Below are 20,958 nucleotides of genomic sequence, written 5' to 3' on the forward strand. Positions count from 1 at the left end.
CAGTTCGAAAGCCCTCGACGGCTGTCCGGACGGCGATTTTTCTGTTCCTGTTGTCGGTCATGCTGATCGGGACGGCACCACCCAGAAAGCCCCAGCCGGCTCTCTGTACGATGTTCCTGTTGTTTATCCTGCTGCTGGGGCCAGCAACACCCAGAAAGCCCCAGCCGGCTCGACCGGCCGCGGCACACTCTGCGCTCCTCGCTCTCCGCAACACCCGCTGCGGTGCCTGAGACGGAGTCTCAGACTAGCGAGTGCTTCGCTCTCGCGTCGCTTGAGGCGCCGGGGCCGGATCGAGCCGGCTGCCCCTTTCAGTCCCACCCCGCACAGCACCGCAACCGCGCCGCAACCGCAGCCTCGCACCTCCCCAGCCTCGGCGGCGGCGCGGCCGCGGAACAGCACCGCACCGCAGGCGGCCGCGCCGCCGCCTCCCTCGCGCGCGTTCCTCGCGCGCGCCGACCGCCGTGGATACTGAACGGACGGCCGTGAGCACTCTCCCACCGTGGTTGTGGGTTGCTGTCAGTCGTCTCCGTAGTGGACGCGTTCCACGCGCCGCGCGTACAGCCGCGCGAGCAGCGTCGTCAGGGGACCGGCGTCGCGGTCGGCGTTTTCGGGCGTCGCGTCGCCGGGCGTCACGTCCACGCCGTCGACGGTCGCGACCGGCCGGACCTCCCACGTCGAGTTGGTCAGAAAGACTTCGTCGGCGTCGCGCACGTCCGCGGGGGTGAGTTGGTCCTCCTCGACCGGGATCCCCTCCTCGGCCGCGAGGTCCAGCACGGTGTCTCTGGTGACGCCGGGCAGCACCGGTCCGTCGAGCGAGGGGGTTCTGAGTCCGCCGTCGTCGACGAGGAACAGGTTGGAGGTCGCGCCCTCCGCGACGTATCCCTCGGCGTCGCGGAGCATCGCCTCGTCGGCGTCCGAGCTGCGGAGTTCGAGCCGCGCGAGGATCCCGTTGAGGTAGTTGTGCGTCTTCGCGTCCGCCGGGATGGCGCGGTCGGGCACGCGCTGGGTCCTGACGGTCTGGAGCGCGGCGGGACCGTCCCAGACCGGCTCCGCGTCGGGCGCGGTCCCGCCTCGCGGGAGCGGTGAGACGTAGACGACGACGGTGGGGTCGACCGCGGGGTCGGGGTCGAGTTTCCCCGGCTGGACGCCCCGGGATATCGAGAGCTTCACGTACGCGTCCGCGAGGTCGTTGGCCGCGAGCGTCTCGTCGACCCGGTCTTTCAGGTCCGCGTCCGTCAGCCCGTGGTCCATCCCGAGCGTCTCGCAGGTCCCGCGGAGGCGGTCGGCGTGGGCGTCCCACCGGAAGACCTCGCCTCCGTACGCGCGCATCGTCTCGAAGGCGGCGTCGCCGTACATGAACCCGCGGTCCCGGACGTTCACGGTCGCCTCCGCGGCCGGAACCAGTTCGCCGTCGACGTGGTACAGCAGGTCCGCGGCGTCGGTCATCGGAGCCCCGCCTCCCACGTCTCGCAGGTCGCCACGAAGTTCTCGACCATCCGCTCGCCCGCGTCGGTGAGGATGCTCTCGGGGTGGAACTGCACGCCGACGTGCGGCTTTTCGCGGTGGCGAACGCCCATCACGACCTCGCGTTCGTCCTCGGTTCGGGCGGTCTCGATCAGGTCGTCGGGGAGGTCCTCGCGCTCGACGCACAGCGAGTGGTAGCGGCCGACCGAGAGCCGGTCGGGCAGGCCGGCGAAGACGCCGGTTCCGTCGTGGCTGATCGTCGAGGGCTTGCCGTGGACGACCTCCCGAGCGTGGCCGACCGGCGCGCCGAGGCTGGCACAGAGCGCCTGGTGGCCCAGACAGACGCCGAGAATCGGCCGATCGAGCTCCCACACGTCCATCGAGACGCCGGCCTCCCGCGGCGTTCCCGGCCCCGGCGAGACGACGACGCCGTCGGGATCCATCGCGCGGATCCCGGCGAGATCGACCGCGTCGTTGCGCCGGACCGTCACCGCGCCGGCGACCGTTCCGACGTACTGGACGAGGTTGTAGACGAACGAGTCGTAGTTGTCTATCACGAGCACCCGGGCCTCCGAGTCGCCCGCGCCGGGCCGCCAGCCCGCGGCGGCCGCGGAGTCGTCTCCTTTCGGCCCCGCGCTCGCGTCAGTCATCGCTCGCCTCCTGGTCGCCGCGGGCCTTCCCGCTGCCGACGGCGTCATCCGTCTCTCCGGCCGCGTCCACGCGCAGGTCCGCCGCCGCGAGCGCCTCGTCGATGGCGGTCACGAGCGCGCGCCCCTTCGCCAGCGTCTCCTCGTACTCCGCGTCGGGGTCGGAGTCGTGGACGATGCCGGCGCCAACGCGCAGGTGGTACTCGTCGGCGTGTCTGACCAGCGTCCTGATGATTATGTTCAGCGTCGCGCGCCCGTCGAGCCCGAATATGCCCATCGATCCGGTGTAGGGCCCTCGGCGCGTCGGCTCCAACTCGTCGATTATCTCCATGGTCCTGGGCTTGGGCGCGCCGGTAATGGTGCCGCCGGGGAAGCAGGCGGCGACTGCGTCCGCGAGCGTGGCGTCCGGGCGAGCGCGTCCCTCCACCAGCGAGACGAGGTGCATCACCTCGCTGTAGCGGTCGACGCGGCGATACTCGGTCACGTCGACGCTGCCGAACTCGCAGACCTTTCCGAGGTCGTTTCGTTCGAGGTCCACGAGCATGGCGTGTTCGGCGCGCTCCTTCTCGTCGCCGGTCAGTTCGGCCTCCAGCGCCGCGTCCGCTTCCGAAGTCCCGCCGCGGGGTCGCGTGCCCGCGATGGGCTCCGTCGCGAGTCGGTCTCCCTCGCGGTCGAGCAGGAGTTCGGGGCTGGCGCTCACGAGGTCGACGCCGCTGTCGGCGGCGCCACGGCCGTCGTTTTCTCCCGCTCTCGGCCGCGCGAACTCCAGTAGGCCCGAGTAGGGCGCGGGGTTCACCTCCCGGAGCGCGTCGTACGCGTCGACCGGGTGGACCGCCGCGGGGGCGACGAGGCGCTGGGAGACGTTCGCCTGGAACGTGTCCCCCTCGCGGACGTGCGCTTTCACGCGGCGAACCGCGTCCGCGTACGGTTCTCGGCCCGACTCGCTCCGAAAGGTCGCGTTCTCCGCGTCCGGTTCCGGTGCCGGGCCGGCCTCCGGGCCGCCCGTCTCGATCCGGTCCACGAGGTCGACCGCCCGCGCGACCGCCTCGTCGTAGACGCCGTCGCAATCCGTCGCTCCACCCGAGACGCGCGGACAGACGGTGATCCGGAGCGTCACCGGGCCCCCCTCGGGGGTCGGGCACTCCCACGCGGCCAGCCGGTCGAACATCGCGGCGTCGAGGCGGGGGAGTCCGCGGTCGTCGACGGTACCGTCCTCGGGAAACGTCTCCAGTTCGCGGGCGGCGTCGTAGGAGAGCCAGCCGAGGACGCCACAGGGGAACGGCACCTCGCAGTCGCCGCGAGCGAGGTCCTCGTCGGCCAGCAGTCCGTCGAGCGCCGCGAGCGTCGGAGAGTCGCGCCGGTAGTCGCCCGTCCCCGCGTCCGGGTCGGACTCGCGGACGACCGCGTCCGGGCCGACGCGGAGCCGCTCGACCGGGTCCACGCCGAAGTAGCCCCAGCCGGTCTGGCCGCCGGTCGTCTCCAGGAACGCGCCGCCCGGCCCGTCGCGAGCCCGCCGGTAGGCGTCGAAGGGGTCCGCGACCGTCGTCCGGACCTCGACGGGGACGCGGGCGCCGCTCGGGGCCGCCGCTGCGGTCTCGCGGAAGGCGGCCCGGTCCGTCCGGACGGTGTGGGTCATCGTTGCAGAGGAGTCGTCACCGGCGCGTGAAACAGTTGTGGTGTCCGGCGACGACGCGGCCTCAGAACTCCTGGGCCCGCTCGATCCACGTCGCGGCGCGGTTCTCGCCCACGTTCGCGCCCTCGGCGACCTCGGCCGGGTCGGCGTCGGCCAGGTCGGCCACGGTCTCGATGCCGATGTTCGAGAGCCGGTCGGCGTACGCCGGGCCGATGCCCTTGATGGAGTCGACGGCGGTGCCGTCCACCTCGCCGGCGTCCTCGTCGACTTCCACGTCCTCCGATTCGGGGCCGGCCGCCTCCGCGGGCTCGGCCGCCTCGGTCGGGTCCGCGGCGGCGTCCTCCTCGTCGACGAGCGACTCGGTCGAGGCGGCCGCGTCCGTCTCCGTCGCGACCGGTTCGCCGTCGGAGCCGTCTCCGTCCGTCGAGTCGGGCTCCTCGTCGGGCTCGTGCTCGACGGTCACCTCCGTGTCGCTCCGAGCGGGCTCGTCGCCGGAGCCGCCGATTCCGAGTTTCTCCTTGAGTTTCTGCAGTAGCGCCATCGGCGACAATTAGGACAGGTGGGTATTTAAAAGCCGGCGGCGGCCGGGCCGCTCGCCCGAACGCCCCGACTTGGTCGCCGGACAGCCGGCGACCCTCCCCGGTGTCGCCCCTTATAAGGTGGTGGCGGCCGAATTCGGGTTCATGTCCGTTCTCGACGCCGTGATGTGGACGGTCCATGTCGCGTTCGCCGCACTCTGGACCGGTAGCGTGCTGTTCGTGGTCGCCACCATCCTCCCGTCCGCGACCGCCGGGGAGATCGGCTCCGAGGCCTTCGGGAGCATCGTCGACCGCCTGCGGTGGATCACCCGGATCTCCGCCGTCGCGTTCCTCGCCTCCGGCGGGCACATGGCCGGCACGCGCTACGACGTGGGCACGCTGACGGGAACCGGCAACGGGCACCTCGTTCTGACGATGCTCGGCCTCTGGGTCGTGCTCACCGGCCTCGTGGAGGTCGCCGGGAGCAAGGTGGAGTCGGGCGTCGACGAGGGCAAGCTCCGCGAGCCCGCTCGCGACGCGAAGCCCTTCTTCCTCGCCGCGGCCGCGGTCGCGGTGCTGCTCCTGATCACCGCGGGGCTGCTGGCCAGCAACGCGCTGGCCTGAGAGAGACGGGTCGAACGTCTCGGCCGGCTCTCGCTCATACGCTGCCGTGCTCATTTCTGGTCCTGCTGCTTGGAACAGCACCACCCAGAAAGCCCCGGCCGGCTCTCCGCACGACGTTTCTGCGACTACTGTTGATCCTGCTGATCGGGACGGCACCACCCAGAAAGCCCCGGCCGGCTCGACCGGCCGTCGTGAGACGGTCCGGGCTGCCTGCGGTAGCGGGCTGCCGGGCTGCGACTCACGGGCTCCCGCTCGTTCCTCGTGGGAACGCGGCACGCTCTGCGCGCTCGCGCCTCTCCACACAGCCCGTCGCGAGTGCTTGTCTGGCGAGACGGTCCGGGCTGCCTGCAGTGGCGGGCTGCCGGGCTGCGACTCGCTGACTCTCGCTCGGCAGGCTCGCGAGAGCGGCGCCGGGGCCGGATCGAGCCGGCTGCCCCTTTCAGTCCCACCCCGCACAGCACCGCTCCGCAGCCTCACGCCTCCCCAACCTCGGTCGCGGGCCGGCCGCGAAACCGCAACGCTGCGCGAGAGACAAGCTCTCGCTGGCCTCCGGCGTGCGGTAGCGCGCCGGAGACACCGCAGCGCGGCCGGCCCGCGGCCTCCCTCGCGCGCGCCGACCGCATCAGCGCCGACCGCATCAGCGCCGACCGCATCAGCGCCGACCGCATCAGCGCCGACCGCATCAGCGCCGACCGCATCAGCGCCGACCGCATCAGCGCCGACCACATCAGCACCACGATCACCCCGTAGCCGTTCCGTGAGAGTTCGTCCTCACTCGTCGGCGGTCGGTCCGCCACCGGCTTCGATCGCCGTCTCGTCGACGTACTTCTCCGACCACGTGCCGCGGCTGTACCACGCCAGCGCGAGCAGGCAGCCGACCACGTCGCCGAGGACGACCGCGAGCCAGATCCCGTCCTCCGCCCAGCCGAGCGTGAACGCGAGCAGGTAGGTCGCGGGGACGCGAACGACCCACAGCGTCGCCACCGAGAACAGCATCGCGGTCTTGGTGTTGCCGGCGCCGCGGAACGTCCCCAACAGGATCTGCAGGACGCCCATGGGGACGAACATGAACGCCGCGATCTGCAGGTACTCGACGCTGTACGCCAGCGCGTCGGCGGTCCCCCCGGCGGTCAGGAAGACGCCGGCGATCGGCGAAGGGACGAGGAAGACGACGGCGGTGAGCAGCGCCATCACCCCCGCGGTGACGCCCATCGCCAGCCGGGATCCGCGCTCGGCGCGGTCGGGACGCTCGGCGCCAAGGTTCTTCCCGACGACGGTGTCAACCGCCTGCGAGAGCCCCAGCGCGGGCAGAAACACGAGCGAGACGATCCGATTGCCGAGGCCGTAGGCGGCCACGACCGGCGGCGAGAACGTCACCACGATCGCGGTGAGGGCGATGAACGCCAGCGAGGAGGCGGACTGCTCGACCGCGCTCGGGACCCCGAGACGGACGATGTCGCCGACGTCGGAGCGGTTCAGGGTCAGGTCCTCCCGCCGGATGTCCGGGCCGGCGCCGGTGCCGAACAGGACGTATAAGCCGAGGACCGTGGCCACGAACCGCGAGAAGACCGTCGCGAGCGCGGCCCCCTGGACGTCCAGCGCGGGGAACGGCCCGATCCCGAAGATCAGCAGCGGGTCGAGCGCGACGTTGACGGCGACGGAGACGACCATCACCCGCATCGGCGTGCGCGTGTCGCCGTAGCCGCGCATCAGCGAGACGAACACGAAGAAGCCGAACAGGAACGGCGTTCCGAGGAAGAACACCCGCATGTACGCCGACGCCAGCGGCACGATCCGCTCCTGCGTGGCCGCGTCGGCCGGTAGCAGCGCGAGCATCGGGTCCGTGACGACGTAGCCGACGGCGCCGACCGCGACCGCGACGAGCGTGACGAAGACGAGCGTCTGCCCCGCGATGCGGTCGGCGTCGCGGTCGGCGCCGGCGCCGCTGTACTGCGCGATCAGGATCGCGCCCGCGGCGGTGAAGCCGCCGCCGATGGAGATCAGGAAGAAAACGATGGGAAACGCGAGGCTGAGCGCGGCGACCGCGTCCGCGGAGTAGGCGCCCAGAAACGCCGTGTCCGCGACGTTGTACGCCACCTGCAACAGCTGGATGACGACCATCGGCCACGCGAGCGCGATCATCGGTCCGAGGAGGTCGCCCTCGGTCAGCCGGCTCGCAACGTCGGGTTCGGAGGGCACTACGGACCGTCAGCACCCCGGGGCTTATGAACTGCCGTGAAACCTGTTGACGCTTGCCGATGCCTGCTCTCCGGCTCCCAGCGGGCGGAGGCCGGCCGTCCCGGTTCAGTCCTTATAAGTGCGGAGCGACCGCAGGTCGGGGTATGAGCAAGATCGGCTTCATCGGCGGGAGCGGGATCTACGAGGCGCTCCCGCTGAACGACGTGCGCGAGGAGGAGTACGACACGCCCTACGGCGAGCCTTCCGACGCGGTGACGGTCGGCGAGTTCGCGGACACGGGCAAGGAGGTCGCGTTCCTCCCGCGGCACGGCTCGAACCACGGCGCCTCGCCCACGGACCTGCCGTACCGCGCCAACATGTACGCGCTGAAGCAGGCGGGCGTGACGCACGTCTTCGCCTCCAACGCGGTCGGCAGCCTGAAGGAGGAGCTGGAGCCGGGCACGCTCGTCGTCCCCGACCAGATCTACGACCGGACGAAGCACCGCGAACTCTCCTTCTACGGCGACGGCGTCGTCGTCCACCAGCCCTTCGCGGACCCGTACAGTCCGGAACTCGTCGACCACCTCACCGACGCCGCGGAGGCCACGACCGACGACGACACGAAGGTCGTGAAGGGCGGCACCTACGTCTGCATCGAGGGACCGCAGTACTCCACGCGCGCGGAGTCGGAGTTCTACAGGGCACAGGGGTGGGACGTGGTCGGGATGACCGCCATCCCGGAGGCCAAGCTCGCCCGCGAGGCGGAGATGGCCTACGCGACCATCGCGGGCGTCACCGACTACGACGTCTGGAAGGCGGACAGCGAGGTGACCTTGGAGGAGGTTCTGGAGAACGCCGAGGAGAATCAGGCCGCGATCAAGGCCGCGGTCGAGGAGGCCGTCCGCACGCTCCCGGACGACCACGAGTGTGAGGCCCACACGTCGCTCGAAGGGACGATAAACACCCCGAGCGAGGCGATCCCGGCCGAGACCCGCGAGCGCGTCGACCCCCTGCTGGGCGAGTACCTGGACTGACCGCGACGGACGCGCTCCGGGACGCTCCGGCGGGCGATTTTTCGCTACTGTGTTAAGGAGTCACACGTTTGTCTGACACACATTTATACCGCTCCCGTGACCACTGCGCCCATGAGCAATCGGGTCGAGGAACTCGAGGGGCAGGTCGCCGAGCTGCAGGCCGCAGTCAACGGGCTGACGGAGGAGCTCGTGGAGATGAAAGAGCGCGTCCGGCAGCTCGAGGACGCGTCCGAGGCCCGCGAGGCTCGCGAGGCCGCCGCGTCGACTGCGCCGGCCGAGCCGGCCGCGGCGGAGACGGACCAGCCCGCGGCCGGGCCGACGGCCGCCGAGTCCGGCCCGAGCGAGCACACCACCAAGAGCGACAAGCGCGTCGAAGTCGTCGAGTCGACGGGCGAGGCGGACGCCGACGGCGCCCACGGCGGGGCCGCGGACCCGGGCGCAGGCGACGCCGAAGGGGGTAAGGCCGCGGAGGACGCAGACGCGAGCGAAGAGGGCGAGTCCGAGGACGGCGACATCATCGTCGCGTAACCGGCGGGCCGCCCAGAGCCAGCCAGCATGCACATCAAGGAAGTCGTTCTGGACAAGTTCAAGAGCTTCGGGCGGACGACGAGGATCCCCTTCTACGAGGACTTCACGGTCGTCACCGGTCCGAACGGCTCGGGTAAGTCGAACATCATCGACGCGGTGCTGTTCGCGCTCGGGCTGGCACGCACCCGCGGGATCCGCGCCGAGAAGCTGACCGACCTGATCTACAATCCCGGTCACGACGGGGACGAGGAAACCGCCGGGCCGAGCGAGGCCTCCGTCACGGTGATCCTCGACAACGAGGACCGCGCGCTCGAGCGGAGTCAGGTCGTCTCCGCGGCCGGCTCCGAGAACGTCGGCGACGTGGACGAGATCACCATCAAGCGGCGCGTCAAGCGCACCGAGGACAACTACTACTCCTACTACTACCTCAACGAGCGCTCGGTGAACCTCTCGGACATCCAGGACCTGCTGGCCCAGGCCGGCGTCACGCCGGAGGGGTACAACGTCGTCATGCAGGGCGACGTGACCGAGATCATCAACATGACACCCTACCAGCGTCGGGGGATCATCGACGAGATCGCGGGCGTCGCGGAGTTCGACGCGAAGAAGGAGGCCGCCTTCGAGGAGATGGAGGCGGTCGAGGAGCGGATCGGCGAGGCGGACCTCAAGATCGGCGAGAAGCGGGACCGCCTCGACAGGCTCGCGGACGAGCGCGAGACCGCGCTGGAGTACCAGGAGTACCGCGACGAGGTCGAGCAGTACCGCGGCTACCTCAAGGCGGCCGAGCTGGAGGAGAAGCGCGAGACGCTCGGCGAGATCGCCGACGACATCGCCGAGAAGGAGGCCGAACTCGCGGAGCTCCAGGAGGAACTCGACACCCGGCAGGGGAAGGTCACCCGGCTGGAGACGGAGCTCTCACGACTCAACGACGAGATCGAGAGCAAGGGCGAGGACGAGCAGATCGCGATCAAATCGGAGATCGAGGAGGTGAAAGGCGACATCTCCCGCATCGAAGGCGAGATCGAGAACGCGGAGGAGCGCGCGCAGGAGGCCGAGACCGAGCGCCGGAACGCGTTCGTCCAGATCGACCGCAAGCAGGAGACGATCGACGATCTCGAGGGCGACATCAAGGAGGTCAAAGTCGAGAAGGCCTCCGTGAAGGCGGAGATCGCGGACAAGCGGTCCGAGCTCGCGGACGTGCAGGCGGAGATCGACGGCATCGACACGCAGTACGACGAGCTGAAGGCGGAACTCGCGGATCAGAAGGAGCGGCTGGAGGCGGTCAAGTCCGAGAAGAACGACAAGCAGCGAGAGAAAGACCGACTGCTCGACGAGGCGCGTCGCCGCTCGAACGCCGTGAGCGAGGCCCAGACCGAGCTGGAGGAGGCCCACGAGTCGATCCCGGACCTGAAGGCGCGGATCTCGGAGCTGAAGGGCGAACTCGACAAGGCGGAGCGCAACCGCGAGACGATCGAGTCGACGGTCGAGGAGCTGTTCGCCGAGAAGGCGGAGCTGCAGGAGCGGCTCGACGAGATCGACGAGACGCTGCGGGGCAAGCAGAACGAGTACGCGAAGCTGGAGGCGAACGCCGACCAGCGCGGCGACAGCTCCTGGCCCCGCGCGGTGACGACGATCAAGAACGCCGGCGTCGACGGCGTCCACGGCGCGGTCGGCGAACTCGGCGCGGTCGACCCCGAGTATGCGGAGGCGTGTGAGACCGCCGCGGGCGGTCGGCTCGCGAACGTCGTCGTGGACGACGACGGCGTCGGCGAGACGTGTATCGACCACCTCAAGAGCCGGAACGCGGGCCGGGCGACGTTCCTCCCCATCACGGAGATGGACGACCGGAGCCTGCCGCGGAAGCCCTCGATGCCCGGCGTGGTCGACTTCGCGCGCAACCTCGTCGACTACGACAGCGAGTACGAGTCGATCTTCTCGTACGTGCTCGGGTCGACGCTGGTCGTTGAGGACATGCGGACCGCCCGCGACCTGATGGGCGACTACCGCATGGTGACGCTGGAGGGCGACCTCGTGGAGAAGTCGGGCGCGATGACCGGCGGTTCCGGCGGCGGTTCGCGCTTCTCGTTCACGAAGTCGGGCGGCGGCAAGCTGGAGCGGCTCGCCGAGGAGATCTCGGAGCTGGAGGACGAGCGCCAGGCGCTCGACGCCGAGATCCGCGAGCTGGAGTCGGACATCGACGACGCCCGCGAGCGGAAGAGCGACGCGGCCGACCGCGTGCGCTCGGTCGAGTCGGACATCGAGCGCGCGGAGGCGGACCTCGCGGACCAGCAGGACCGCATCGAGGAGCTCGAGGACGAACTTGAGGAGCTCCGCGAGGAGCGCGAGGCGGTCGACGAGGAGATGGCCGCGATCGACGACGCCATCGAGGAGCTGAACGCCGAACAGACGGAACTGGAAGCCGAGATCGACGATCTCGAGAGCGAGCTGGCGGACTCCCGGATCCCGGAGCTGTCCGATCGGGCCGACGAGATCCGCGAGGAGATCGGCGACCTCGAGGACAGACAGAGCAAGCTCGACGGCCGGCTCAACGAGCTCCAGTTGGAGAAGGAGTACGCTGAGGACGCGGTCGACGACCTCCACGAGACGGTCGAGAAGGCGCAAAACCGGAAGGCGGACGCCGAGGAGACCATCGCCGACTGCGAGGACCGCATCGCCGAGAAGCAGGAGCTGCTGGAGGAGAAACGCGAGGCGATCGCGGACTTAGAGGAGGAGCTCGCGGAGCTGAAAGAGGAGCGCGAGGCGCTCCGCGAGGACCTGGCGGACGCGAAGGAGTCCCGCGACGAGCAGAAGGAGGAAGTCAACGCGGTCGAGTCGACGCTCGCGGACCTGCAGGACAGACAGGACCGGCTGGAGTGGGAGGTCGACGAGTTGGCCTCGCAGGTCGGCGAGTACGACCCCGAGGAGATCCCGGACCACGACGAGGTCGAGAGCCGGATCGCCACGCTGGAGGGGAAGATGGAGGCGCTCGAACCCGTCAACATGCTTGCCATCGACGAGTACGACGAGGTGGAGGCGGAGCTGGACGACCTCCAGGAGCGCCGCGACACCCTCGTCTCCGAGCGCGACGCCATCGAGGAGCGCATCGAGAGCTACGAGGCCCAGAAGAAGGAGACGTTCATGGACGCGTTCGACTCGATCAACGAGCAGTTCCGGGAGATCTTCTCGCGGCTCTCGGCGGGGACGGGCGAGCTCGTCCTGGAGAACCCCGAGGACCCCTTCGAGGAGGGGCTGACGATGAAGGCGCAGCCGGCGGACAAGCCGGTCCAGCGGCTCGACGCGATGAGCGGCGGCGAGAAGTCGCTCACCGCGCTCTCGTTCATCTTCGCCATCCAGCGGCACAACCCGGCGCCGTTCTACGCGCTCGACGAGATCGACGCGTTCCTCGACGCGGTCAACGCCGAGCGCGTCGGCGAGATGATCGAGGAGCTCTCCGACGACGCGCAGTTCGTCGTCGTCGGGCACCGCTCCGCGCTGCTGGAGCGGGCCGACCGCGCGATCGGCGTGACGATGCAGGGCGACAACGTCTCCGCCGTCACCGGGATGCAGTTCGGCGGCGACGGCGACGACGAGGGCGAGGAGGTTCCGGCCGATGACTGACGGCTACGTCCCGGACGTGAGCCTCTCCGAGCGCGACGACGAGGACGACGGCGGCGCGGCCGACGACGCGGCCGGCCCCGCCTTCGGCGCCCCCGCCGAGAACGGCGCTTCGGCGACCGGCGCCGCGGAGAACGGCACCGCGGACGACGAGTCGGTCGAGGCGGGGGGAGGGCCCGAATCCGGCGCAGTTCCGGACATCGAGCACCCCGACGCCGCGGACGACGACGAGGTCGAGCCGGTCGAGCTGCTCGTCCAGCTCGCGGAGGAGGGGGAGATCGAGCCGTGGGACATCGACATCGTGCAGGTGACCGACGCGTTCCTCGAGAAGCTGGACGCGACCGACCTCCGGACCTCCGGCCGGGCGCTGTTCTACGCCAGCGTCCTCCTGCGGATGAAGGGCGACGAGATGATGGCCGAGGACGACGCGGACGACGAGCCCGACAAGGAGCCGTGGGAGACCGCCATGGAGGGCGGCGAGCCGGCGCCCGACGCCGACTTCGACCCCGTCTCGGAGCTGGAGGCGGAGATGGACCGCCGGCTGGAGCGCAAGAGCACCCGCGGCTCCCCGGAGACGCTGGACGAGCTCGTCCGCGAGCTGCGCGACGCAGAGCGCGGGACGTGGTGGAAGGACTCCCGCGAGTACGACACCTCGGCGTCGCCGCAGGGGTACGACCGCGGCACCCAGACCGTCGACTACCGCGCCGGGGACGAGTTCCGCGGGGAGCACGAGCCGACCCAGGAGGAGGTCACCGGCGGCACCCACGACGAGGACATCGAGGAGGTCATCGAGGACGTGCGCGCCGCGCTGGACGAGCAGTACGGCAAGGGCCGCGAGGAGGTCCTGTTCGCGGAGGTCGCCGACGCCGGCGGCCGCTCGTTCATGACGTTCCTCGCGCTGCTGTTCCTGGCCCACCGCGGCGGGGTCGAACTCCGACAGGACGAGTTCTTCGGCGACCTCTGGATCCGCGACCCCGCGGCCGCGACCGGCGAGGCGGAAGCGGTCGCGGACTGAGCGACGACCCTCCGGACCCGTCTCACCGCGACCGAGTAGGAACGTTGAGGGGGATACGAGGAGAGCGAGAAGCCGTGAGTCCCACCGTCCAGGAACTTCGAAACGCGATCCGAGCGGCGACGGGCCGCTTCGAACGGGAAGTTGAGGCGTCGTTCACGAAGGAGGAGCTGCGAGCGATCTGTGAGACGCTCAGAATCGGCGTCGACGGGGCGGGACAGTCGTCGACGTCGCGAATGCGCCGACTCGTGCGGGCGCACGTCGGCATCGCGGAGTCGCCGGAGGCGGCCGACGACTCCACGTTCCGGAAGGCCGATCTCCGAGCGATCGCTGACGGGGTCGGAGCGGAGGTCGAATCGTAACCGGCGGTCACCCGAGCACGTCGGATCGCGTTCTCCCGACCGTCACCGCTTAGTCGTCTCCGACACCTGCTCCCGACATGTCCGTTCTCTCCTGTTACGCCTGCGGTCGGACCGTCGAGGCTCCGGCCGCGCCCCGGTGTGAGTGCGGCGAGCCGCGGTGGTTCGAGACCGACCCCGACGCGCTCGCGGCCCTCTCGTGGCCCGACTCGCTGGACGCCCGCGCGTGGGCCTTCGCGGACCTCCTGCCGGTCGACCCGCCCGCGGCGGGCGTGGGGGCGGCCGCCGGCGGAACGCCGCTCGTGCGCACGCCGACGCTGGACGAGTACGCGGGCGTTCGCACGTTCGTGAAGGACGAGGGGCTGAACCCGACCGGCTCGTTCAAGGACCGCGGCACGGCGGTGGGGATCGAGCTCGCGCTCGCGGAGGGCGCCGACGCGGTGGGCACCGTCTCGCACGGCAACATGGCGATGTCGACCGCGGCGGGGGCCGCGGCCGCGGGCCTCGACTGCGTGGTCTGCGTTCCGGCCGACATCTCCGCGGAGCGTCTGCGGAACATCGCCCGGTACGAGCCCCGGATCGTCCGCGTCGAGGGGGACTACGGCCGGCTCTACTACGACGCGCTCGAGGTCGGTCCCGAGCGCGGCGTCCGGTTCGTCAACTCCGACACGCCCGGCCGCGTCGCCGGACAGAAGACGACAGCGCTGGAGGCGCTCGCGCAACACCGCGCGCGGACCGGCGCGGTCCCGGACGCGATCGTCCTGCCGACCTCCTCGGGCGGGCACGCCAGCGGCGCGTACAAGGCCCTGCTGGAACTTCGCGCCGCCGGCCTGCTCGACGAGGCGACGACGCCCCGGCTCTATCTGGTGCAGGCGGCCGCCTGCGCCCCGGTCGCGGCGGCGTACCGCGACGGCCGCGAGGACGTGACGCGCGTCGAACGCGGTGAGACGGTCGCGTACTCCATCGCCAACCCGGACCCCCCGAGCGGGACGCGCGCGCTGCACGGCGCGCGGGAGACGGGTGGCGGCGCCGTCGCGGTCGAGGACGAGGAGATCCTGGACGCACAGCGCCGCCTCGCCGCCGAGGCGGGCCTCACGGTCGAGGCGTCCTCCGCGACGGCGCTGGCCGGCGCACGCCGGCTCGCCGCGGACGGGGAGCTCGACCGGGAGAACTCCGTCGTCTGCGTGGCTACGGGATCGGGGTTCAAGGAGTCCGTCGGCGCGGTCGCCGGCGGCGAGGTCGACGCCGAGACGGTGGCGCTCGACGAGTTGGGCGACCGGTTATAGGTGAGGGCGGGTCGTGCGGGGAGCCGCGCTACTCCACCAGTTCCACGATGTCGCCCGGTTCCACGTTCTCGGCCGCACCCGCCGGGAGTTCCACGACGAGGTCCGCGCTCGCGCGGCCGAACCCCACGAACGGCCTGAGCCGCTTCTTGTGAACCACCTCGGGGCCGCGGATCCACAGCGCGTCGATGGCGAAGGGGACGAACAGCATGTGCAGCGTCCGCGGCCGCGGCTCGTCGAACCGGAACGCGAGGCCGTAGCCGTCCGGGACCGACCGCCGGAACATCAGGCCGCGGGCCTGTTGGAGCGTCGTGTCCGCCGTCTCCACGTCGCTCGCGAGCGTGTCGGCCTGCCGGTCCTCCAGCGGGCCGTAGCGGTGGACGAGTCGCACGAGCGCACGTCGCTCGCCGGCGACTTAAACGCTCGCGGCCGAGTCTGGGGTGGCGGTCCGGCGGTTCCGGCACCCTCGCGTGACCGACCGCTACCCCAACCGCTTTGCCGCCGACGGTGGACCCCCGAGTATGCCCGAGACCGAGACGGATTCGGACCTGTACGCGATGACGTGGGAGGAGGCGGCCGAGGCGGTCGCCACGAGCGACCTCGCGGTGCTTCCCACGGGCAGCATCGAGCAGCACTCCACGCACCTGCCGACCTCGACGGACACGCTGCGAGCCGACTACCTCTCCGCGGAACTGGTCGAGGCGGCGCCCGACCACGGCCTCGAGCTGCTCCGCCTGCCCACGCTCCCGTTCGGCTACTCCGAGCACCACATGCGGTTCCCGGGGACGATCACCCTCTCGCGCGAGACGTACGTCGACGCCGTCGTGGAGATCGGCGAGTCGATGGCGGCCCACGGCGTCGACCGCCTGCTGTTCCTGAACACCCACGGCGGCAACAAGGAGCCGCTGGCGATGGCCGCCGACCGGCTCGGCCGCGAGACGGCGCTGACCGTCCACTTCGTCCACTGGACGGACTTCGCTCGCGAGGACCTCGAGGAGGCCTTCGGCGAGGGGTGGGGCCACGCCGGCGACCACGAGACGAGCTTCGTGGAGCTGTACCGGCCCGACCTCGTCCGCGAGTCGAAGAAGGAGCCGCAGAAGGCCCGCGAGCTGCCCGAGACGCGCTCGTACGAGTACTTCGACGAGGTGACGGAGCTCGGCGGGCTCGGCGATCCGACCAACTCGGACACGGACGTGATGGAGCGCGTCGTGGGCGACACGACCGCGAAGATCCTCGAGGCGGTCGCCGAGGACATCGAGGCCGGTTGGTAGCCTGACGCCGGTGAGGGTTTATAAATAACTACCGACGCCCCACCGTTCAAATACGGGGCCGCACAACGGCGGTCATGGAGCGGACACCGGACGGGACGCCGGTCGGCGTCGACGACCCCTACGCGGTCGCGGGCGTCTGCGACCACCTCACGGACGACGGGCGCTGTCGGTTCGCGCTCGACCGCGCCGGCGACGACCCGGAGTTCGCGGCCGCGCGCCGCCGCGACGGCTACGCCTGCCACGTCGGCGAGGACGGGAGCTGGCGCGCCTGCCCCCACTATCGGTCGACGACCGCGAGCCGTGAGTGCGCCCGCTGCGGGCTTCCCGAGGTCCGCATGGCGCACGACGACGCCCGGCCCATGCTGGAGGAACACCACCTGATGTACGGCGACGCGGCGCGGGAGTCCGAGGCCGGCGGGGCCGTCGATCCGGACGACTCCAGCGAGCTCGACGACCTCGACGACGCCGGGCCACACGAGATAACGGTCGCGCTCTGTCGGTGGTGTCACGCGAAGGTCCACAAGTCGTTCGCGCGGATCGACGACGAGGCCAGTCCGGACCCCGAGGCGCTCGCCGAGCGGGAGTCCCGGCGGAGCAGGGAGCAGGACGAGTTCGGCTTCTCCGCGGCCAGTGAGCGCTATGGCGAGGAGTGAGAAATGGCGTCGACAGGCGGCGCGTTCGGGAAAGCAGCCTGCAACCGGCGGATCCATCGCTTCCTTTTTAACCGCCGGGGGGCGTTTCCTCCCCAATGAGTAATCCGTGGGAAGACTGGGACCACATCCTGAAGGTCGACCCCGACAAGGACCTCGTCGGCGACGAGACGTTCGAGGACGTCTGCGAGACCGGGACGGACGCGCTGGAGATCGGCGGCACGCTCGACATGACCGCCGACAAGATGCAGCGCGTCATCGACGCCTGCGCGAAGTACGACGTGCCGATCTATCAGGAGCCGTCGAACCCCGCGGTCGTCGTGGACGACCCGGCGCTGGAGGGGTACCTGATCCCGACCGTCTTCAACTCCGAGTCGCCCTTCTGGATCGTCGGCGCGCACAAGGAGTGGGTCCGCATCGAGAACGGCCTCGACTGGGACCGCACCCACACCGAGGCGTACATCGTGATGAACCCCGACGCGTCGGTCGCGGAGTACACCGAGGCGGACTGCGACCAGTCCGCGGAGGACGTGGCCTCCTTTGCCCGCGTCGCCGAGAAGATGTTCGGCCAGGAGATCGTCTACGTGGAGTACTCGGGCACCTACGGCGACCCCGAGAAGGTCGCGGCCGCCGACGAGGCGCTCGACGATGCGACCCTGTTCTACGGCGGCGGCGTCCACGACTACGAGACCGCTCACGAGATGGGAAGTCACGCGGACGTGATCGTCGTCGGCGACCTGCTCCACGAGGAGGGCGTCGACGCCGTCCGCGAAACCGTCCGCGGCGCGAAGGACGCGCAGTAGGGCGTTTTTCTGCCGTCGGGTCGCCCAGCGGTCCGAGGTGCGGGGCCGACTAGGCCAGACAGGCGGCGACGACGCGCAGCGCCGCCTCGCCGCGCACCTCCTCGGCCAGCAGGGGCACGCGCTTCACGTCGCGGCCGCGGAACAGGTCCGTCGCGCGCCCGAGGGCGTCCTGCTGGACCTCCCAGCGGCGCTGACAGAACTCGCAGTCCTCGAGGTTCGGCGAGACCACCCACTCGGGGTCGACGCCGGTCGCGGCGGCGTTTTCGTCCCCCGCCGCTCCGCCCTCGGCGCCCGCCACGTCGGCCACGTCCGCGAGGTCCTCCATCACGCGGTTGACGACGAGCGTGTTCACCGGGATGTCGAACTCGTCGAGGCGGGCGACCAGTCGCTCGGTCTCCACGACGCTCATCTCCTCGGGAACCATCACGGCCCGGAAGTCCGTCTTCGCGGGGTCCTGCAGGACCGCGCGCAGGCGCTCGATGCGCTCGCGGAGCTCGTCGAGGTCGGCGCTCGGGTCCGGCTCCTCGTCCCCGCCGCCGAACATGCCCGTGATGCCGTCCATCATGCCCGAGAAGCGCTGCCGGAGCTTCATCACGCGGCCGAGCATCGAGTCCATCACCTCGGGTAGCTGGAGGAGCCGAAGGGTGTGGCCGGTCGGCGCGGTGTCGACGACGACGCGGTCGAAGCGCGGGTCGTCGAGGTACTCCAGCAGCTGCCGCATCGCGGCCGCCTCGTCAGCGCCGGGGACCGTCCCCTCCAGCAGGCCGCCCGCGGGACCCTCGCCGTCGGTCGAGCCGCCAGCGGCACCGCCCATACCCCCCATCCCGCCCATCGCCTCGCCCATCTCGCCGAGGCCGCCGAGGGGGTCGGCGTCGGCGCCGAACATCCCCTCCTCCATCGCCGCGTCGGGATCGATCTCCGCGGCGAAAAGCGGCGCGTCGGCCCGGATACGGGTCGGCTCCGCGGGCACGTCGACGTCGAGCGTGTCCGACAGCGAGTGGGCCGGGTCCGTCGAGACGACGAGCGTCGGGACGCCCGCGGCCGCCGAGGCGAGTCCGGTCGCGGCCGCCATCGTCGTCTTACCGACGCCGCCCTTCCCGCCGTAGAGCACGTACTCCGGGGCGTCGACGGTCTCGGGGAGCGGCGCGCCCTCGGTCGCGGTCAGGGTTTCCCCACCCGCGTCGGCGTCGACCGTTTCGGCCGCGTCGTCGTCGACCGTCTCGACCGGCTCGACGTCGATCTCGTCCATGTGGCCCGGGAGGACGGGCCGCCTTGTGTACCCGTCGGTCGCGGGCTCGGCGGGGCCGTCCGCGGACCGGGCTCGGTGTCGAACGCCGCGGTACCGCCTACGAGAAGTAGTCCGCCAGCCGCTCGGCTGCCTCGACGGCCCGAGGGGTGACCAGCGCGAACCGGATCCACTCCTCACGTGCGGTGCCGAACGTCTCGCCGGGCATGCCCGCGACGCCGGCCTCGTCGACGAGTTTCTTGACGTTCGCCATCGTGCCGGGGAAGCCGTCGAAGCGCGCGAGGACGTAGAACCCGCCCTCGGGTGTCGTGTACTCCGCGCCGGCCGTATCGAGCGCGGCGGTGAACGCGTCGATGCGTTCCTCGAGCATGCCGCGGGCCTCCGCGTAGTAGCTCGGGGGCGTCTCGCGGAGCGCGTGGAGGACGGCGTACTGGGAGGGGCGCGGGCCGGTCACGTTGACGAGCATGTGGCGCGTGCGGGCGGCCCCGACGTGTTCCTCGGGGAGGATCGCGTAGCCGACGCGGAAGCCCGTGATCGCCATCGACTTGGAGAAGCCGCCGGTGACGATGCGGTTCGGCGAGTCGATCCGGAGCGCGCTCTCGAAGGAGCCCGTGTGGTCGAACGCCTCGTACACCTCGTCGACGACGACGAGCGCGTCGTGGGCCTCGGCGAGGCGGACCACCTCGGCGACGGCCTCGGGGTCGTAGACCGCGCCGGTCGGATTGTTGGGCGTGTTGCACATCACGAGCGCGGTCTCGTCGCTCATCGCCTCGCGGACGGCCGCGAGGTCGAGGCCGCCGTCGCGCGCGGTGGGGACGAGCCGCTGGGTCCCGCCGAGCATCTCCACCTTCCCCGGGTAGTAGGGGTAGACGGGGTCCATCAGGAGCGCCTCGTCGCCGGCGTCGCGGTCGAGCGCGCGCGCCATCGCGAGGTAGTTCGCCTCGCCGGTGCCGACGGTGATCACGACCTGCTCCGGGTCGACGCCGCGCCGCTCCGCGACCGCGATCCGGAGCTCCCGGAGGCCATCGCTCGGCGGGTACTGGAACGCGTCCGGCGAGAGCTCCGCGTACTCGGAGAGGGCGGTCCGCAGGGCCCCGGGCGGCTCCCAGTCGGGGTTCCCGCTCACCATGTCGATGACGTCGCCGTCCGCGCGGGCCGCGTACTGCATCACGTGGAAGAACTGCGGCTCCTCGTACTCCATGTGCGGTCCTCGGTGGCGGTCCCCGTGGCTCTTTCGTCCGCGGCACGGCTCCCGGCCGACCGCGGACGCCGACCGGGTGGCCGGGAGCCGTGCCGCGGATGGTCACCGGGAGCCCCGCGCCCGCGTCGCCGTCGAGGGAAACGCTTGAGTCGGTCCCGGGAAGAGAACGCGCCATGAACAAACGCGGCCACGTCCTGAACGCGCTGCTTCTGGCGATCGGGCTCGGGTTCGTCCTCGAACCGGCGGTCGATGTCGCGACAGCCGAGAAGATCGGGCAGATCACGGTGCCGATCGTCCTCGGAGCGCTGTTCCCGGACGTGGACACCGCGTTCGGCAAGCACCGGAAGACGCTGCACAGCCTGCCGGTGCTCGCGGTCGTGATGGCGTACCCGGTCGTCTTCGACAACCTCCACTTCGTCTGGATCGGCGTCCTCACCCACTACCTGCTCGACGTGGTGGGCAGCAAGCGCGGCATCGCGCTGTTTCACCCCTTCTGGGGCGAGGAGTTCGGGATCCCGGTCGGCGTGACCACTTCCAGCAAGTACGCGGACTTGGTGACCGTGATCATCACCGGCCTGGAGATCGCGGCGTTCTGGGCGGTTCACACCTACGTCGTGGACCTCGACGTGGACCTGTCGGCCGCTTCGCAGGCGATCGGGGTCTGAGACCTCGGCCGGTCCCCGCGCACCTCGCATCTCGTCGGTCGGGAGCCGGGGAGAATGCGGTGCTGATTCGGATGCGGTGCTGGTGCGGTCGCGGTGCGGGACGGTGCTGTGCTGTTGGCGCGCGCGAGCAACGCGCGCGAGGGAGGCGGCGGCGCGGCCGCCTGCGGTGTCTCCAGCGCGCTACTGCACGCTGGAGGCCAGCGGGACGCGGTTTGTCCCGCGCTGCG

General features: G+C 70.8%; 20 protein-coding genes. 11 read left to right on the top strand and 9 right to left on the bottom strand.

The features are described 5' to 3' along the window. Window positions 1-516: 516 nt before the first annotated feature. The 4 genes from AN233_RS04420 to AN233_RS04435 all read right to left on the bottom strand — a co-directional run bounded on the left by AN233_RS04420 (window position 517) and on the right by AN233_RS04435 (window position 4,285). The gene (locus AN233_RS04420) at window positions 517-1,446 is read right to left on the bottom strand and encodes an aminotransferase class IV (protein WP_058365641.1); all 930 of its coding nucleotides are present in this window, start codon (window positions 1,444-1,446) and stop codon (window positions 517-519) included. Then, window positions 1,443-2,114 (bottom strand): anthranilate synthase component II, encoded by a 672-nt coding sequence (locus AN233_RS04425; protein WP_058365642.1) that lies wholly within the window; start codon window positions 2,112-2,114, stop codon window positions 1,443-1,445. Before AN233_RS04425 ends, AN233_RS04420 begins: the two co-directional genes overlap by 4 nt. Beyond that, window positions 2,107-3,747, bottom strand: coding sequence for an anthranilate synthase component I family protein (locus AN233_RS04430; protein WP_058365643.1), 1,641 nt, complete (start codon window positions 3,745-3,747; stop codon window positions 2,107-2,109). Before AN233_RS04430 ends, AN233_RS04425 begins: the two co-directional genes overlap by 8 nt. A 61-nt stretch (window positions 3,748-3,808) precedes the next feature. Further along, a complete protein-coding gene (locus AN233_RS04435; RefSeq protein WP_058365644.1) occupies window positions 3,809-4,285 on the bottom strand; it encodes a helix-hairpin-helix domain-containing protein in 477 nt (158 codons plus the stop codon). A 142-nt stretch (window positions 4,286-4,427) separates the two neighbouring features. On the opposite strand from AN233_RS04435, the gene AN233_RS04440 reads away from it, so the two are divergent. Further along, the gene (locus AN233_RS04440) at window positions 4,428-4,886 is read left to right on the top strand and encodes a hypothetical protein (protein WP_058365645.1); all 459 of its coding nucleotides are present in this window, start codon (window positions 4,428-4,430) and stop codon (window positions 4,884-4,886) included. 473 nt (window positions 4,887-5,359) lie between these two features. Here AN233_RS04440 and AN233_RS17155 read toward each other — a convergent pair whose 3' ends face one another. Further along, window positions 5,360-5,683 carry a hypothetical protein gene (locus tag AN233_RS17155; protein ID WP_058365646.1) on the bottom strand — a complete coding sequence of 108 codons (324 nt, stop codon included), beginning with the start codon at window positions 5,681-5,683 and terminating at the stop codon, window positions 5,360-5,362. Further along, window positions 5,658-7,028 carry an MATE family efflux transporter gene (locus AN233_RS04450; RefSeq protein ID WP_080508350.1) on the bottom strand — a complete coding sequence of 457 codons (1,371 nt, stop codon included), beginning with the start codon at window positions 7,026-7,028 and terminating at the stop codon, window positions 5,658-5,660. Before AN233_RS04450 ends, AN233_RS17155 begins: the two co-directional genes overlap by 26 nt. 200 nt (window positions 7,029-7,228) lie before the next feature. On the opposite strand from AN233_RS04450, the gene mtnP reads away from it, so the two are divergent. The 6 genes from mtnP (at window position 7,229) to thrC (ending at window position 14,898) form a co-directional block, all read left to right on the top strand. After that, window positions 7,229-8,098 (top strand): S-methyl-5'-thioadenosine phosphorylase, encoded by an 870-nt coding sequence (mtnP, locus tag AN233_RS04455; RefSeq protein WP_058365648.1) that lies wholly within the window; start codon window positions 7,229-7,231, stop codon window positions 8,096-8,098. Window positions 8,099-8,209: 111 nt separating this feature from the next. Next, window positions 8,210-8,626, top strand: coding sequence for a DUF7518 family protein (locus tag AN233_RS04460; RefSeq protein WP_058365649.1), 417 nt, complete (start codon window positions 8,210-8,212; stop codon window positions 8,624-8,626). Between the two features lie 27 nt (window positions 8,627-8,653). After that, window positions 8,654-12,244, top strand: coding sequence for a chromosome segregation protein SMC (gene smc, locus AN233_RS04465; RefSeq protein ID WP_058365650.1), 3,591 nt, complete (start codon window positions 8,654-8,656; stop codon window positions 12,242-12,244). Next, entirely contained in the window at window positions 12,237-13,256 is a 1,020-nt protein-coding gene (locus AN233_RS04470) for a segregation and condensation protein A (protein WP_058365651.1), read from the top strand. Before smc ends, AN233_RS04470 begins: the two co-directional genes overlap by 8 nt. A gap of 74 nt (window positions 13,257-13,330) precedes the next feature. Further along, the gene (locus AN233_RS04475; protein WP_058365652.1) at window positions 13,331-13,615 is read left to right on the top strand and encodes a hypothetical protein; all 285 of its coding nucleotides are present in this window, start codon (window positions 13,331-13,333) and stop codon (window positions 13,613-13,615) included. Between the two features lie 77 nt (window positions 13,616-13,692). Next, on the top strand, window positions 13,693-14,898 hold the full coding sequence (thrC, locus tag AN233_RS04480) for a threonine synthase (RefSeq protein WP_058365653.1): 1,206 nt from the start codon (window positions 13,693-13,695) through the stop codon (window positions 14,896-14,898). 28 nt (window positions 14,899-14,926) lie between these two features. Here the strand turns inward: thrC and AN233_RS04485 are convergent, their stop codons facing one another. Further along, window positions 14,927-15,286 carry a DUF192 domain-containing protein gene (locus tag AN233_RS04485; protein WP_058365654.1) on the bottom strand — a complete coding sequence of 120 codons (360 nt, stop codon included), beginning with the start codon at window positions 15,284-15,286 and terminating at the stop codon, window positions 14,927-14,929. A 130-nt stretch (window positions 15,287-15,416) separates the two neighbouring features. Here AN233_RS04485 and AN233_RS04490 point away from each other — a divergent pair, with 130 nt between their 5' ends. The 3 genes from AN233_RS04490 to AN233_RS04500 all read left to right on the top strand — a co-directional run bounded on the left by AN233_RS04490 (window position 15,417) and on the right by AN233_RS04500 (window position 17,619). After that, window positions 15,417-16,166 (top strand): creatininase family protein, encoded by a 750-nt coding sequence (locus AN233_RS04490; RefSeq protein WP_058365655.1) that lies wholly within the window; start codon window positions 15,417-15,419, stop codon window positions 16,164-16,166. Between the two features lie 74 nt (window positions 16,167-16,240). Next, window positions 16,241-16,819: a DUF7097 family protein gene (locus AN233_RS04495; protein WP_058365656.1), complete on the top strand. Its 579-nt coding sequence runs from the start codon at window positions 16,241-16,243 to the stop codon at window positions 16,817-16,819. 95 nt (window positions 16,820-16,914) lie between these two features. Continuing rightward, window positions 16,915-17,619 (top strand): phosphoglycerol geranylgeranyltransferase, encoded by a 705-nt coding sequence (locus AN233_RS04500; protein WP_058365657.1) that lies wholly within the window; start codon window positions 16,915-16,917, stop codon window positions 17,617-17,619. Window positions 17,620-17,668: 49 nt separating this feature from the next. Here the strand turns inward: AN233_RS04500 and AN233_RS04505 are convergent, their stop codons facing one another. Both AN233_RS04505 and AN233_RS04510 read right to left on the bottom strand, forming a co-directional pair. After that, entirely contained in the window at window positions 17,669-18,868 is a 1,200-nt protein-coding gene (locus AN233_RS04505) for an ArsA family ATPase (RefSeq protein ID WP_058365658.1), read from the bottom strand. A gap of 97 nt (window positions 18,869-18,965) precedes the next feature. Then, a complete protein-coding gene (locus AN233_RS04510) occupies window positions 18,966-20,066 on the bottom strand; it encodes a pyridoxal phosphate-dependent aminotransferase (RefSeq protein WP_058365659.1) in 1,101 nt (366 codons plus the stop codon). A gap of 173 nt (window positions 20,067-20,239) precedes the next feature. Between AN233_RS04510 and AN233_RS04515 the strand changes: the two genes are divergently transcribed. After that, on the top strand, window positions 20,240-20,731 hold the full coding sequence (locus AN233_RS04515; protein ID WP_058365660.1) for a metal-dependent hydrolase: 492 nt from the start codon (window positions 20,240-20,242) through the stop codon (window positions 20,729-20,731). Window positions 20,732-20,958 lie beyond the last annotated feature (227 nt).

The organism is Haloparvum sedimenti (assembly GCF_001462205.1).
GTDB lineage: Archaea > Halobacteriota > Halobacteria > Halobacteriales > Haloferacaceae > Haloparvum > Haloparvum sedimenti.